Raw genomic sequence first — 14043 nt, forward strand, 5'->3', positions numbered from 1 at the left:
AAGATACTGGTGGGCCATCCATCGCAAGGTTTTCATTAGAGAATACCTTTGGCCCAATAGCCGAAGAAAACAACTTGTGACGTCAGAGCCGCAATTAGTGTAAGGCGGCGCCAGTGAAGATCAGGAATGCTGGAGATTGCAACGGCAAGCGCTGGAATCGCAAGAGCGACGAACCGGATGCCATTCTGATTGTAGAGGTACATCCCCAGGCAAAGTGATGAAGCGAGAACTACAACAAACGCGGCAAACTTCCTGCTGAACAGATGATTAAAGAAGAGGAAAGGGACAGCATACGCGGTTACCATCATCGTCAGCAGGAATCCGCTCGTAGTAATTTCTATCGTCGCTCGCCTGTCACCAATCGAGCCCAGAAGATAACTTTTGAGGATGGTCACGGCAACAACTGCAGCCGCTATATAGCATGTGGAAATTAGCACATGGCGGCGCCCGCAAATATCGGAGCCCGTGATAATTTGGCCCACTGCGAACGCGCCGGCAAAGACCAGGACCGCAGAATGAATGAAGGGTGCAATCCCCACCAATGCATATTTGACCAGGCGCCATGGCAATAGGAGGGCCAGATAGATTGCGGCCATGGCGACAGCCGATCGTACTTGAGAGAATACGAGATCGATTAACTGAGGGTGGATTAGCAAAAGGACGTAGGTTGGGGACGAGGCTTTGACTGCCACGTAGACGCTGATGACTACCAAGGAAATTAAGGTCAGGGTAGAAAAGATGCTGGCTAGTTCGAAGCTCTCTTTGAGAGCGTAGATACCCTTCCGCCAAAGGTATTCTTGGGCATACCAATCGATCAGTGAAGCGGCATCAGGAGAAACATAGTATGCTCCTTTGTCGAAATTCTGGATGTAGTTCTGCAGATCGGGAAATGGCGTTCCTCTGATCGCCATCCAATTCACGATCCATATGCACAGGGCAACCGCTACGCCGATCGTAGGCTTTGTCAGTCTTTGTAGCTTCCCCATAGTCTGACGAGTCTGGGGGGCATACGATTGGTTCACCCACATTTCAGGCCCGACGCGCCAGCATAGTCTTTCTCTCAAAATGTTCGTCTTGAGTTGCAATTTTCTAAGCATGCGCGGTCGGGCACGCAAGGCGATCTTGGGTTTGACACACATGGACAACTATCGCCGGTGGACAAAGCGTTAGCTTTCCAACCTAAACTAAGCCGAGCCGGCGACTGAAACCCACGGCCGCGCGGTCAGGTTGAATCGCTGGGTGGTGCGCTAGTTCGGTTTCTTGCGCAGGATCAGCAGCGCTTCGTCGCCGTCGGGAATTATCACGCGCGTCTCGGCGGAGCGGGCGATCTTCAGGATGTCGATCCGCTGGCCGGCCGCATCCAGCGCAAGCTGCTTCAAAAGCCGCAGATTGGGAATGGCCACCGTGTGCTTGCCCCGCGCATTGCGCTCGATCGGCAGGGTGATGAAGATGATGCCGCCCGGTTCACAGACCCGCACCAGCTCCCGCATGGCTTTCTTTGGATCCATGGTGTGTTCCAGCGTGTGCCGGCAGAAAACCAGGCCGAAAGAGCCGTCGGCGAACGGCAGTTCATGCAAGTCGCCCTGAACGACATTGCGTCCGTTGGCCCTGGCGTGCGCCACCAGCGGTTCGATCAGTTCCACGCCGGTGACGTTGTCCAGTCCGAGCTGGTTGAAGAGGCTGACGGTCCAGCCGTCGCGCGCCCCGGCATCCAGGATCGACGACGGCGGGCGGCGCCCTTCGAGGAACCGGATCAGGTACTGGACCGTCGAGATGATCTTTACGCGAGGCAGCACATATTCCAGCTTGTCGCCCCTGTACTGCACCTTCAGGTAGTCATCGGCCGCCATGGGGCGGGTGTCGATGTTCCGGCGCGTGCCGAGATAAAGCCTGCGGGCGATATTTCTGAGCAAGGTCTCGCCTCCGATGGTTTATCCGGGCTGTCGTCTCGTCACCGCCTGATGCCCCAGGCATAGGTTCTTTGCCTGGATGCGTTCAGACGGCGCACCTCGTACCGGCCCTGCCGCTCGATCTCGGCGACCGCTTCGACCACGCCATCGAAGGACCCTGGCGTGACGTCGTCGAATACGACCATGTCGCCCTCGCGCTGAACGCCCGAAACGCAGCGATGCTCGGCCAGCACGTTCTTCCTGGTGTGCTGCGCGTCGATGAAGGCGAAATGGATCCGGTTCACGCCGACCCTGGGCAATTGAAAGAGTGAATCGCCTTGCAGGAAAATGATCCGGTCGGCCAGCGGCTGCCACGGCCGAAGCAGTTCGGCGCGCGACTTCCTGCCGTCATGGTCGTCGATGCAATTCCAGTAGAAGCGGTGATGGTGCGGCAGGACGTCAAGCGTGACGACATGCCCGCAGGCGCCGGCATCGGCGAGCGCCTTGGCCATGCAGATCGCGGAGAAACCACGCGCGGTGCCGGTCTCGACGACGGTGGTGAACGGCCTTGGGCTGTCGGCCAGCTGGCGGCGAAGAAGACTGTAAAGCACCCGCCCGTGCGGGTAGGCGAGCGCGTTGGTCTTGATGGTGATCTGGGTGTGGAGGGCCAGTTCGTCGAGCCAGTCGCGATCGACGGCAAAGCCGGTTTCGGTTTCGAGCCTGTCGATCTCAGGGAATGAGACGCGCCGGGTGGCTTCGAACAGCCTCAGATATTCCTCTTTCGGGGCACGCGGCGCCGAGCCCAGCGGGTCGACGTTCCAGCGGCGATCGATGGCGGCCGACAGGCTGTTGAAGGCCAGGCGCCGCGCGGCGCCAACAAAGTCTCTCATCCCAGACCTGTTCGTCCTGAAGTTGCATTTTTCTAACCATGCGCCGGCCGGCGCGCAAGGCGATCTTCGGTTTTGATGCACTGCAAGCAGGCGCCGAGGCGCGCGCAACGGCGACTATCCGCACCTCTGTGCTGCCGGCGATCACCCACTCACCCCATCAACCAGAAATCGAAAGGGATATCATGGACCGCAATTTTACGCGGGCGCTTGCGCTCGTCCTCAAATCCGAAGGCGGCTGGTCGGACAATCCGGCCGATTCGGGCGGCGCCACCATGAAGGGCGTCACTCTCGCCAATTTCCGCCGCTACGTGAAGGCGGATGCCGCCAAGGCGGATCTCAGGAAGATCAGCGATGCCCAGCTCGCCACGGTGTACCGCCGCTTCTACTGGGATGCGATTGCTGGCGCCGAGTTGCCCGACGGCGTGGATTACGCAGTGTTCGATTTTGCCGTGAACAGCGGGCCGGGCAGGGCGGCGAAATATCTTCAAGCAGTGGTCGGCACCGTCCAGGACGGCCGCATCGGGCCCGAGACGCTCGCTGCCGTCGGTTCCAGACCGGCCGCTGTCGTCATCGACAATCTCTGCGATGCCCGCCTGGCTTTCCTGAAGCGGCTTCCGACCTGGCCGACTTTCGGCAAAGGCTGGTCGAGCCGGATCGGATCCGTCCGCGCACAGGCGCTGCTGCTGACGGCTGCCGGGGCAGGCGAGGCATCGGCCACGCGGCCAGATCCTGCACCGACCGCTGCTGCGGCGGCGCCGGGCGGCGCTGCTGCCGTAGATGCCGTCGAACCGCTCGCGGCGGCGCCTGCCGACGCCAACATCCCAGCCGCCACCAAGGCGGGCGGCATCATTGCCGCGTGCCTGCTCGTCGCCTACGCCGCCTGGCAACACATCGCCGCCGCCTTGCAAGGAATGTTCTGATCATGGCCACCATAACCCAGCCGACCATCCGCCCGACCAACAAGCTGACGGCCGCGACCATCGCCGCCGCCGCCGTTTCGATTTCCGGCGTCTTCGTGCGCAATGTCTGGCCATCCTGGTACGATGCCGAGACGTGGGCCACGTTGCTGCCGCTAGCCGTCTTTGCCGTCGGCTATCTCGTCAAGGACGCGCCAAACCAATGAGCGCGCTCCTCTCCTTCCTGCTCGGCAATTCGACCGTTCTCGGCATCGGCGCGGCCATCGCCGCTGCGTTTGGCTGGGGTGTTCGCCAGCGGCTTGCCGGCGAGCGCGCCGAACGCAGCCGGCAGGCCGCGGCCGAGGCGGCGGCGCGGGACGTCGCCGACCAGGTTGACAACGATATCGGCGCGCTGCCCGCCGCCACTGCGCGAAAGGAGCTCAGGTCATGGGCAAGGGATTGATTGTCGCAGCGGCCGCAGCACTTGTCGCGGTAGCCGGCTGTACCACCGTCACCGGCGGATTTTGCGCGGTCTCGAGCCCGATGCGCTTGTCCGCATCCGCCGTCGCAGCGCTGTCGGATGCGGAAGTCAGAACGCTGCTGGCGCACAACCGCAAGGGCGAGAAACTGTGCGGGTGGAAACCATGACGATCGTATTGCCGCTCGATTCGGGTCCTGCTGCTCGGGGACTGCTCATCTTCGGTGCCGGATCGGTCATCTGTTGCCTGATCGCGAGACAATGAAATGATGCATGATATTTTCGACCTGCTCGGTATCAAGGTGCCGGTGGTGGTCGCCGGCCTGTCCGGCGGCATATTGCGAGCGCTGTCGCGCCACCGCTACAAGCCGCGCGAGATGGTGGCCTCGCCGATCTGCGGCGCGCTCGCCGCCGCCTATCTGACGCTGCCCGTGGTCCAGTATTCCCGCGCCATGGGCCTGCCGATGGCCAATGACGACACCACGACGCTGGCGGCCGCATTCCTCATCGGCGTCTGCGCCATGTGGATCTCGGATATCGTATTCGAGGTCGTGGTGCGCAGGTTCAAGTCTGGGGAGTGACGCCGCGCGCCCGTGGTGATCGCCAGCAGGACGCGCCCGTCGACTGGACGAAGCCGACGACAATGCCCATCTATGGGAAATCCTGGAGCGGCTGTCATAGCGCCGGGCCTCCAGTTTTATCTTGCGCAAATCCGGACGGAAACGGCTACAACCTTTCCCGGAGTTGCTTTGGGGAGATTTGATATGGCGACTTCAAGCGAACGCGCAGTGCTTGCCGGCGGCTGTTTCTGGGGCATGCAGGATCTGATCCGACGCATCCCGGGCGTCCTGTCCACGCGCGTCGGCTACAGCGGCGGCGACGTGCCTGATGCCACCTACCGAAACCACGGCACCCATGCCGAAGCCATCGAGATCAATTTCGATCCCGCCAGGCTGAGCTACCGCACGCTGCTGGAGTTCTTCTTCCAGATCCATGACCCGACGACCTGCAACCGCCAGGGCAACGATGTGGGGATGAGCTACCGTTCGGCGATCTATTACACCAGCGATGAGCAGAAGCGCGTCGCCGAAGACACCATCGCCGACGTCGACGCCTCGGGCCTGTGGCCCGGCAAGGTGGTCACCGAGGTGGCTCCGGCCGGCGCGTTCTGGGAAGCCGAACCCGAGCATCAGGACTATCTGGAGAAATACCCGAACGGCTACACCTGTCATTTCGTCAGGCCGGGCTGGAAGCTGCCGGTTCGCGAAAAGGCTGTTTCGTAGGCGCCCCGACCGAACAAAGCCCGGTTCCTGCCAGGCTCGGCCGATGGCGGGTTGCATTTTCAGGCGCCTGCCTGTTCGGCGAGGGTGAAACATCCAGAGACGGAGAGGCCACGGAACAGGCGTCCCGTGGCGTTCTCCGGCAGTTTCGGCGAATGGCTACTTGCCGCAATGCTTGTCATTGACGGTCGGCGAAGCCGTGCCCGGAGCGGTGTGGCTGGCATCCGGCTGAGCACCTTGTGGGCTGGCCGGACAGTTCCGGTCCGCGTTCGAATTCATGCCGTCGGGCATGACGGTCGTGCTGCCGGTCGTGCCAGGATCCACCGTGTTCGGCGATGCCGGCGTGTTCGGGTCGACCGTGACCGATTGGCCACTGCCAGGCCCATTATCGGCGCCGTTTCCGCCAGTATTTTGCGCCATCGCCGAAGTGGCGAGACCGATTGTAAGAGCCGAAGCTGCGAGGATTTTCATGAACATGGTTTGTCTCCATTTCTGTGAAGTCTTCGCTCGTTTCTACGAAGTTCGTCGCGTTTGCGACTATAGGGACAACCACTCGTCGTGGCTAAGGTTCCGGACAAATTTCGCTCAAGACAGGGCCCGACGGAACCGCCCATAAATCAGGCTTGGCGCAATGCATTTCCGGCGATGGTCCTGAAAAAACTGCTTTCATAGCCGCCCGATTGGTGCTTTAACGCGCTCATCCACAGGGGTGCTCCGTACGGTCGGGGCTGAGACGAGGGCGGCAAGCCCACGGACCCTAGAAGCTGATCTGGGTAATACCAGCGGAGCGAGGCGGGCGATGTTTTCAGGCGCACAGATTTCCCTATATCCCATGGCCGACGATTTCGTCGGCGTTATCCTTGGTGCGCTCGGCGCGCTCGATCCCTATCGTGATCGACTGAGGATTGAGACCGACGATATCTCGACCCTGCTGGTCGGACCGCCCGAGGTGCTGTTTCCTGCCATGCGCGACCTGTTCGTGGCGGCAGCGCGCAGCGGCAAGCATTGCGTGCTTTCGGCCGCCATCTCGCGCGGCTGCCCGGGCGAGCCGGACGATCCAATCTGCCGCTCCGACGCGTTTGGCGGACCTGCCGGGCCGCTCGGCCCGCGCAAGGAAGCCGCTATCACCGCCGTGCGCGGCGTGGCCGTCACCGGCCAGCCGGCGGCGGCCCAGTTCTCGCTTTATGTCATGGGCACCGACGACCACATGGACGAGATCTATGGCTGCATCGACTTCCTGAAGCAGTCGGGCGTATATGAGCGCTCCAAGCATTTCTGCACAAAGTTGCGCGGCGACGCAGGCGCCATTTTTACTGCACTCAACGAGGCCTTTTGCCGCTTCGGGCCGGGTGCCGGCCACGTAACGCTCGACGTCACCGTCTCGGCCAACAGCCCCACCGCCGTCTGACGGCGCGCCCGCTCCGGGTACCTTCGTGTCCTCCCCGTCCGCTCCTTCGCGTCCGATCGTGGACCTCATCGCCAGAACCGCTCCGGCGATGCTTTCGGTGGGGCTACTGCTGGCCGCCTGGGAACTCTATGCACGCTTTGGTGGCGTCAAGCCGACAATCCTCCCGGCGCCATCGCGCGTCTTCGCTCAGGCAATGCTCAACCGGCACGCGCTGGCCGATAACGGCGTGCCAACCCTACGTGCCACGCTCGCAGGCTTTGCCTGTTCGCTCAGCGGTGCCTTTGTGCTGTCGATATTGGTCGACTTCTCCCAGCCATTGCGGCGCGCCCTTTTTCCGGTCTTCGTGGTCAGCCAGACCTTGCCGCTGGTGGCGATTGCACCGCTGGTGGTGCTGTGGTTCGGCTTTGGGCTGATGCCCAAGGTCATGCTGGTGGCGCTGGTCACCTTCTTTCCGATGTTGGTGGCTTTGGCCGAAGGCTATGAGGCGACGGAGGCTGAGATCGGTCAAATGCTGCGCGCCATGGGGGCAGGGCGCTGGCGTGTCTTCGTCCTGGCGCGGCTGCCATCGGCGTTGCCCTACTTCTTCGCTGGTGTCAGGATCTCCATCACCTATGCCGTCGTTGGCGCCATCTTCGCTGAATATGCGGGCGCGGCGAAGGGCCTCGGCATCTACATGCTCAACGCCAAGAACAACTTCCGCCCGGACCTGGTGCTGGCCGCCGTCGCCGTCAGCGCCGTGCTGACGCTCGTCCTGTTCGGGCTGACGGTGCTGGTCCAGCGCCTTGCCATGCCCTGGGAACGGGCCGCCGGCGGTCAGGCCCCAGGAAAGGGGCCTTGGCGATGAACCGGCTCGAATTGCGGCATGTGCGCAAGGCCTTCGAAGGGCTCGACGTGCTTGCCGACATTTCGCTCAGCGTCGGTGCCGGCGAATTCGTCTCCATTCTGGGGCCCTCCGGCGCCGGCAAGTCGACGCTGTTCCAGCTTCTGACCGGCGCGCTTCACGGCGAGGGCGAGATATTCTTCGACGGCAAGCCGCTCGATGACCATGGCCGGCACTTCGCTTTCATGCCGCAGCGAGACGCGTTGATGCCCTGGCGGCGCATTCTCGACAACGCAACGCTCGGGCTTGAGGTGCAAGGCGTCAGGCGCAAGGCTGCCCGCGCTCGCGTTGCGCCGCTGTTCGACGAATTCGGGCTTGCCGGTTTCGAACGGCATTTTCCGGCGCAGCTTTCCGGCGGCATGCGCCAGCGCGCGGCCTTGCTGCGCACCGTGGTGCAGGCACGCGATATGCTGCTGCTCGACGAGCCGTTCGGCGCGCTCGATGCGCTGACCCGCGCCGCCATGCAGCGCTGGTTGGAACAGATGTGGCGGCGCCACTGCTGGACGGCGCTGCTGATCACCCACGACGTGCGCGAAGCTGTGTTCCTGTCCGATCGCATCTATGTGCTGTCGGCGCGGCCGGCGCGCGTCGTCGCTGAGATCAACGTGCCGCTGCCGCGTCCACGCGAACTGGCCGGCGGCGCCGCACGGCAGGCCGGCACCCTCGAAGCCGAGATCCTCGACATCCTCCTCAACCCGAGCCACCAGAAGGACATGGACCATGACTGATCTGACGCGCCGGCAAGCCTTGCTGCTCACTGCCGCTGCTGGCCTTCCCCTTGTAGCTCGGCCAGGGCGATCTCTTGCCCAGGCGGCCGCCCGGAAAGTAACGGTGGCGCTGGACTGGACGGTCAACACCAACCATATCGGCCTGTTCGTCGCTCGCGACAAAGGGTTTTACAGCGAGGCCGGCCTCGAGGTCGACATCCTGCCCTACAGCGATACCGGTGCAGGCACGCTGGTTGCCAACCACGTTGCTGATTTCGGGATCAACGGCTCCATCGGCCTCTTCACCCAGAAAACCGCCGGCGCCGATCTCAAGGCGGTCTATGCCGTAGTGCAGTCCGAAACCGGGCGGCTGGTGTTCAATGCAGCGCGCGACGAGATCAAAAGCCCCAAGAATCTTGACGGCCTGACCTATGGCGGTTTTGGCAGCGCCTGGGAAAACGCGCTGATCTCGACCATCATCCGTCACGATGGCGGCAAGGGGGCTTTCGAGACAGTGACGCTCGGCACGTCTGCCTATGAGGCGCTGGCCAACGGTTCGGTCGACTTCACGTTGGAGGTCTCGACCTGGGAAGGCGTCGAGGCAGAACTGAAAGGCGTCAAACAGCGAAGCTTCGTCTATGCCGACTACGGCGTGCCCGACGAGCACACCACGCTGATCTCCTCTAGCGATGCGTATCTGCGTGCAAATCCGGAATTGGCGTCGGGCTTCATACGGGCAACGCGGCGCGGCTACCAGTTCACCGTCGATCATCCCGATGAAGCGGCCACACTGCTGATATCAGCCAACAAGGATGCCCTGACCAATCCGGCATTGATCCATGCCTCGCTGAAGGCGCTGATCGATGGGCACTATCTGCGTGGGCAAAACGGCGCCATCGGCAGCATGGACCCGGCCAAGATGGAAGCGATCGGCTCCTATCTCTTCTCCGCAGGGATCCTCCGGAATGGCGACGGCGAGCCCGTTGCCCGGAAGCCGGATTTTGGAAACTATTTCAATAACTTCTATCTGGGGTAGGGATCAAGCCGCATCGGCGCCAGCGCTGCTCAAGCTAATTGCCTTTCGTCAGTCTCGTCAAAGCTGCGGCCAAGGCAAAACCATTACCGCAATAAGCACAGAGCGGCGACTGCCGTTACGCCCAAACCACTCCAACGCAAAATCCGCGCCCCCTAAAGCCCGTCTAATCTACCCCTAGGCTCAGCGCCTTCTTGCGGTCGGCCTGAGCACGCTTGCGGTTGCCCTTGGCTTCCCACGCCCGGCTCCGCGCCTGGTAGGCGGTTGCGAAATCCGGCTTGAGCCTTATCGCCTGGCTGAAATCCGCGATGGCCCCTGCATAGTCCGCTCTGCTGATTCGGATCACGCCTCGACCGAAATAGCCAAAGGGGTTCTTGTGATCGAGGCTGATGGCCTTTTCGAAATCGCGCAGCGCGGCGACGTCCTCGTGCCCTCCCATCCATAGGAGGCCTCGATCGGCATAGGCCCTCGCGTCCGCGGGGTTGAGATTGATGGCCTTTTCGAAGTCGGCAAACGCCCCGTCGTAGTTTTCCTGGAAACTGAGGTTCTGGCCGCGACTGTAGTAGGTTTCGGCTATATTCGGATTGATCGCGATCGCCTGCGTGTAATCGGCAACAGCATGAGCGTAATCGTTCTTGGCCTCCCAAGCCATGGCCCGGGCCAGATAGGCGTCATGAAATGCCGGGACAAGTGCGATCGCTTTGCCATACAGAGCTATGGCGCCGTCATAGTCGTTTTTCTCATGCAGCCTCCGACCCTTGGCGAAAAGCGCCTTGGCGGCAGAATCAGTATCGCTCGGATTTTGTCGAAGCGGCGGCTGAACTGGCGGCGACCGCCGCCGAGCTGACGGCGGCGGGCGTAGCGGCCGCCATATCGCCCTGTCCCCTCGCAGCCACAGCCGCCTTGCGGGCGACCGCGTAATCGCGATTGTCGGGATCGAGCTTGATCGCCTGGCCGAAGTCGGCGATTGCCTTGTCATAGTCCTTCCTGTCAGCACGCGCCATGCCGCGCCCATAATGGCTGGCGTCGTCTTTCGGATCGATCTCGATGGCTACCGAATAGGCGGCAATCGCGCGCGCCACGTCGCCCTTGGCGTGCCAGGCCATGCCCATGCAGAAGTAGGCGTCGCGCGCTTTTGGATCGAGTGTTGAGGCCCGGCTGCAATCGGCAAGAGCGCCTTCGGCATCGCCTGACGTGATCTTGGCGAGGCCCCGGCGGGAATGAGCCGCAGCAAAATTGGGGGCGAGTTGGATGACCGTGTCGTAATCGGCGATCGCTTGCTTGTAAGCGCGTTTGGCGGCCCAGGCCTTGCCGCGGCCGTAATAGGCGAACCGGTTGTTCGGATCGAGCGCAATCGCTTTGTTGTAGGCGCCGATCGCCTAATCGTACTTGCCCATGTCCAGGAAGGCATCGCCGCCAAGGATCGCTTCGAGGGCGCGCGGGTCGGTCGCCTCCAGAGCCCTTGCGGCCAGCGTGTCTTGGGTAGCAGCGATATCCGGAACGACGGCTCGCTGCTTTTGCTGTTGGGTGCCCGGCAACAGTGCCGGCTTGCTCTGGTCGGTGGCAAGCTGATCCCCGCAGCTTCCTGCCCGCATCGGATCAAGCTCGATGGCGCGCCGGCAATCCGCCGCCGCTCCGGCGCTGTCTCCCTTGAGCGTCCTTGCGCGGCTGCCCTTGTGCAGGAAGGCGAGGCCACGGTTGCTGTAGGCATCGCTGGAAGACGGCTCCAGGCTGATGACGATGTTGAAGTCCGCGATCGCGCGGTCGTCGTCTCCATTGCTGAACCAGTCGGCGCCGCGGTTGAGATATGCGGAAGCGTCGTTCGGATCGAGCGCGATCACCTCGCTGTAGTCGACGATCGACCGGTCGTATTGCTTCTGGTCGCCCAGAGTGACGCCCCGTTGGAAATAGGCTGTGGCGCGGATGCCGGCCGGCTCTGCGGCATCCTCCGCGATCGCGGTGCAGGCGACGATGCGCTTGTCCGGCTCGATGTCCTCGCCGATGCAGGTGGCATAATCCTTCTCGGCAGCGAGCGCAGGCATGTTCAGGGCGAGTACGGCGCCAAGCGCGACTAAAGGCCACCAACTGGGCACAAGGGTTGTCAGCGCACGAAATTCAATCGCGGCGGCGGTCAGTCCCGCATCCTTCCAGCTCATCATGTCGCTGGTCCCCCAAAAACTTGATCGCCTTGGCGGCAATGTTCTCATTGTTCCTTTTTTGTTCTTAATATGCAAGCATAAATTGCAAATCGTCCGGCGGATCTGATGTCATCGCAATGATCGAGACGGTTAACTTGCCGTCGATCCGATCTTGTTGGTTAACTGCCCGGCAATGGTTGCGTGCAAAGGTCGCCCGAGAGGACCATCGGGTATTCGCCTTGCTCATGTCAAAAAGTGAAACGCTTTCACGCGGCGACGAGGACGGGTTTTTCTCCGCGGCGCGCAAGCGCGAGATCCTGGTCGATCTGCGCGAAGGCTTCTTTCGCGCCTGCGCACTGGCTTGCGCGGGGTTGTTTGTCTATGGCGGCGTGTATCGACTCGTGCAGGATCCGACTCGGCTCAATGTCGCGCTGGTGGCGATTTCCGAGATACTCACCTTCACCTGGCTGCTCCTGTCGCGGCGACCGGTGGTGCGTGACTGGAACCCGCTTACCGTCATCGTCTCCGTGATCGCCAGTTTCGGTGCCGCCCTCATCAGTCTCGAACCGGGAGTGGCCGTCATTCCGGTCTATGTCGCCGCGCCGCTGCAGCTCATGGCGCTGTCTTTCGTCATCTGGGGAAAGATTTCCCTGGGCCGTTCCTTCGCCATCCTGCCTGCCAATCGCGGCGTGATGACGGGCGGCGCCTATCAGCTGGTGCGGCACCCGATCTATGCCGGCTATCTTACTGGCCACGTCCTATTTCTGCTGTCGGCCTTTTCGTTCTACAATCTCGCCGTCTACGCCGTGATCACGTTCCTTCAGCTGTATCGTATCCTGCGCGAGGAGGCATTGCTGGCCACCTTGCCGGAGTATCGCGAGTACATGAACCGCGTGCCCTATAGGCTATTTTACGGGATCGCCTGACGACCCTTCCCTGATTCGAGACACCTAGTTGCTGCCTTCTGGCCGACCCGCCCGGCCGGCGGCCCGTCTCGATGTCAGACATCAAATGGAACATGAACGCGATCAAAGCGTTCATCTTACCAGCAACATTCTCAACCCAGAAGTGCCGGAACCGGCGCGCAAGTGCCTGCGGGAGTGGAAGCCATGAGCCTTGGAACCATCCTTATCATCATCCTTATCCTCGCCTTGCTCGGCGGCTTCAGCGGCCTCGGCGGCGGTCCGTTCTATGGAACCGGTTATTATGGCGGCGGCGGGCTGGGGCTTGTGTTGCTGATCGTCATTATTCTGGTCGTGCTTGGACGCATCTAAGGTGCGTTGTGCACGTCGTTCTCACAAGGGCGAGAGCCGCTTTTGGGCGACATGCATTGGCCTTGATCGCGAGCCCGTGACCGTACCAATGCCGGCGCGCACCGGATCGTGATGCGGGCAAACAGGCTTGTGATCCGGAGTCTGGCGAAACTCCCGTAAGGTGATTTCTGTCCACACCTCCCCCCGTGGAAAGCAAGAGGAAAGGTCCCACCCTTGTCCTCCTCCAAGGCCCGCCCCGGTTCCCGGAGCGGGCTTTCGTTCTTCTGCCGATAGGATCACCACCGCAAGATGCGTCCAGAGTGGCGAATCCTTCTTCGTCGCCTGCAGCCGGCTGATTTTGGAAAGCAGCGCACCGCGCACATACCGGGCCTGCCATTGACAAGCTCGAGATATCAGGAAATCTTAAACAGGATTAGACAGGTTCATTATACAGGTACTTATATGAAGCGGAGCGCGATCAAACTGTCTCCCGGCACGGGCAAACCCGAGCAGATCGCCACCGTTCTCGAACACGAGATCCGTTCCGGCGTGCTGGGTTTCGGCGACCGTCTGCAAAGCGAAAATGAACTCGTCCAGCGCTTTTCCGTCAGCCGCAACACGGTGCGCAAGGGGCTGGAGGAACTGTCCAGCCGCGGGCTGATCACCACAAAGGTCGGCATCGGATCCTTCGTCACCTTTGACGGCAAGCCGGTCGATGATGCGATCGGATGGTCGCGCGCGCTGGCGAATGCCGGCGCCAACGCCGATACCCGGACGCTGCGACTGGAGGTGATCGAGGACCCCGACCTTGCCGTGCTGCTAGGCATCGAAAGCCCGCTCTTCATCGCCGTCGACCGGGTCCGCACCAATGCCAGCGACGGCCATGCCATCTCCATCGAACGCAGCCGCTTGCCGCTGTCGTCCGAACTGGAGGATGTGCCGCTGCGGGGCCTGCGCGAAGGCTCGCTGCACCAGACGCTGCGCGAAGCGGGGCTTGTACCCGACCATGGCGAGGAGTGGGTCGACATCGAGATGTTGAACGCCCATGACGCCGCTATCCTCGGTTGCCCGCAAGGCACGCCTTTCCTGCGCGGCCGTCGCCTGACGCGCGCGGCCGATGAGCGGCCGGTCGAATATGTCACCAGCCTGCTCAATCCCGCCCATTTCGCGCTGCATATGAGGTTCTGAGCA

At 62.0% G+C, this 14043-nt stretch carries 20 protein-coding genes and 1 riboswitch; of the genes, 13 read left to right on the plus strand and 7 right to left on the minus strand.

Annotation, left to right across the window (positions count from 1 at the left end; genetic code table 11):
* Nucleotides 1-35: 35 nt before the first annotated feature.
* The 3 genes from LB566_RS10950 to LB566_RS10960 all read right to left on the minus strand — a co-directional run bounded on the left by LB566_RS10950 (nt 36) and on the right by LB566_RS10960 (nt 2779).
* Nucleotides 36-911 carry a hypothetical protein gene (locus LB566_RS10950; protein WP_224624423.1) on the minus strand — a complete coding sequence of 292 codons (876 nt, stop codon included), beginning with the start codon at nt 909-911 and terminating at the stop codon, nt 36-38.
* 336 nt (nt 912-1247) lie between these two features.
* Complete coding sequence (locus tag LB566_RS10955) at nt 1248-1913, minus strand: class I SAM-dependent methyltransferase (RefSeq protein WP_224624424.1); 666 nt, start codon at nt 1911-1913, stop codon at nt 1248-1250.
* A gap of 38 nt (nt 1914-1951) precedes the next feature.
* Nucleotides 1952-2779, minus strand: coding sequence for an O-methyltransferase (locus LB566_RS10960; RefSeq protein WP_140553734.1), 828 nt, complete (start codon nt 2777-2779; stop codon nt 1952-1954).
* Nucleotides 2780-2961: 182 nt separating this feature from the next.
* Between LB566_RS10960 and LB566_RS10965 the strand changes: the two genes are divergently transcribed.
* The 6 genes from LB566_RS10965 to msrA all read left to right on the plus strand — a co-directional run bounded on the left by LB566_RS10965 (nt 2962) and on the right by msrA (nt 5436).
* Nucleotides 2962-3699, plus strand: a complete 738-nt coding sequence (locus tag LB566_RS10965; protein ID WP_140553736.1) for a glycoside hydrolase family 108 protein — start codon at nt 2962-2964, stop codon at nt 3697-3699.
* Nucleotides 3700-3701: 2 nt separating this feature from the next.
* Nucleotides 3702-3902: a hypothetical protein gene (locus LB566_RS10970; RefSeq protein ID WP_140553738.1), complete on the plus strand. Its 201-nt coding sequence runs from the start codon at nt 3702-3704 to the stop codon at nt 3900-3902.
* Complete coding sequence (locus LB566_RS10975; RefSeq protein ID WP_140553739.1) at nt 3899-4138, plus strand: ABC transporter permease; 240 nt, start codon at nt 3899-3901, stop codon at nt 4136-4138. Before LB566_RS10970 ends, LB566_RS10975 begins: the two co-directional genes overlap by 4 nt.
* Nucleotides 4123-4323 (plus strand): hypothetical protein, encoded by a 201-nt coding sequence (locus LB566_RS10980; RefSeq protein ID WP_140553741.1) that lies wholly within the window; start codon nt 4123-4125, stop codon nt 4321-4323. Before LB566_RS10975 ends, LB566_RS10980 begins: the two co-directional genes overlap by 16 nt.
* 99 nt (nt 4324-4422) lie before the next feature.
* Complete coding sequence (locus tag LB566_RS10985) at nt 4423-4734, plus strand: hypothetical protein (RefSeq protein ID WP_224624486.1); 312 nt, start codon at nt 4423-4425, stop codon at nt 4732-4734.
* A 183-nt stretch (nt 4735-4917) separates the two neighbouring features.
* Complete coding sequence (msrA, locus tag LB566_RS10990; protein WP_224624425.1) at nt 4918-5436, plus strand: peptide-methionine (S)-S-oxide reductase MsrA; 519 nt, start codon at nt 4918-4920, stop codon at nt 5434-5436.
* Nucleotides 5437-5592: 156 nt separating this feature from the next.
* Here the strand turns inward: msrA and LB566_RS10995 are convergent, their stop codons facing one another.
* Nucleotides 5593-5910, minus strand: coding sequence for a hypothetical protein (locus LB566_RS10995; protein ID WP_224624426.1), 318 nt, complete (start codon nt 5908-5910; stop codon nt 5593-5595).
* A gap of 218 nt (nt 5911-6128) precedes the next feature.
* Nucleotides 6129-6242, plus strand: a riboswitch (TPP riboswitch).
* On the opposite strand from LB566_RS10995, the gene LB566_RS11000 reads away from it, so the two are divergent.
* The 4 genes from LB566_RS11000 (at nt 6233) to LB566_RS11015 (ending at nt 9464) form a co-directional block, all read left to right on the plus strand.
* A complete protein-coding gene (locus LB566_RS11000; RefSeq protein WP_224624427.1) occupies nt 6233-6841 on the plus strand; it encodes a Ykof family thiamine-binding protein in 609 nt (202 codons plus the stop codon). It overlaps the preceding riboswitch by 10 nt.
* A gap of 88 nt (nt 6842-6929) precedes the next feature.
* A complete protein-coding gene (locus LB566_RS11005; protein WP_224624487.1) occupies nt 6930-7685 on the plus strand; it encodes an ABC transporter permease in 756 nt (251 codons plus the stop codon).
* Nucleotides 7682-8449, plus strand: coding sequence for an ABC transporter ATP-binding protein (locus LB566_RS11010; RefSeq protein ID WP_224624488.1), 768 nt, complete (start codon nt 7682-7684; stop codon nt 8447-8449). Before LB566_RS11005 ends, LB566_RS11010 begins: the two co-directional genes overlap by 4 nt.
* Complete coding sequence (locus LB566_RS11015; RefSeq protein ID WP_224624428.1) at nt 8442-9464, plus strand: ABC transporter substrate-binding protein; 1023 nt, start codon at nt 8442-8444, stop codon at nt 9462-9464. The genes LB566_RS11010 and LB566_RS11015 overlap by 8 nt, the downstream gene beginning before the upstream one ends.
* A gap of 163 nt (nt 9465-9627) precedes the next feature.
* Here LB566_RS11015 and LB566_RS11020 read toward each other — a convergent pair whose 3' ends face one another.
* The 3 genes from LB566_RS11020 to LB566_RS11030 are packed head-to-tail and all read right to left on the minus strand — an operon-like array spanning nt 9628 to nt 11620.
* Nucleotides 9628-10359 (minus strand): tetratricopeptide repeat protein, encoded by a 732-nt coding sequence (locus tag LB566_RS11020; protein WP_224624489.1) that lies wholly within the window; start codon nt 10357-10359, stop codon nt 9628-9630.
* On the minus strand, nt 10247-10837 hold the full coding sequence (locus LB566_RS30495) for a tetratricopeptide repeat protein (RefSeq protein WP_224624490.1): 591 nt from the start codon (nt 10835-10837) through the stop codon (nt 10247-10249). Before LB566_RS30495 ends, LB566_RS11020 begins: the two co-directional genes overlap by 113 nt.
* A gap of 3 nt (nt 10838-10840) precedes the next feature.
* Entirely contained in the window at nt 10841-11620 is a 780-nt protein-coding gene (locus tag LB566_RS11030; protein ID WP_224624429.1) for a tetratricopeptide repeat protein, read from the minus strand.
* 116 nt (nt 11621-11736) lie between these two features.
* On the opposite strand from LB566_RS11030, the gene LB566_RS11035 reads away from it, so the two are divergent.
* The 3 genes from LB566_RS11035 to LB566_RS11045 all read left to right on the plus strand — a co-directional run bounded on the left by LB566_RS11035 (nt 11737) and on the right by LB566_RS11045 (nt 14040).
* The gene (locus LB566_RS11035) at nt 11737-12525 is read left to right on the plus strand and encodes a methyltransferase family protein (protein WP_224624430.1); all 789 of its coding nucleotides are present in this window, start codon (nt 11737-11739) and stop codon (nt 12523-12525) included.
* Between the two features lie 183 nt (nt 12526-12708).
* Complete coding sequence (locus LB566_RS11040) at nt 12709-12873, plus strand: DUF3309 family protein (protein ID WP_023757858.1); 165 nt, start codon at nt 12709-12711, stop codon at nt 12871-12873.
* Between the two features lie 441 nt (nt 12874-13314).
* Nucleotides 13315-14040, plus strand: a complete 726-nt coding sequence (locus tag LB566_RS11045) for a GntR family transcriptional regulator (protein WP_140553753.1) — start codon at nt 13315-13317, stop codon at nt 14038-14040.
* The last annotated feature ends 3 nt before the right edge of the window (nt 14041-14043 follow it).

Origin of the sequence: Mesorhizobium sp. CA13 (assembly GCF_020165235.1) — a bacterium.
Classification (GTDB): domain Bacteria; phylum Pseudomonadota; class Alphaproteobacteria; order Rhizobiales; family Rhizobiaceae; genus Mesorhizobium.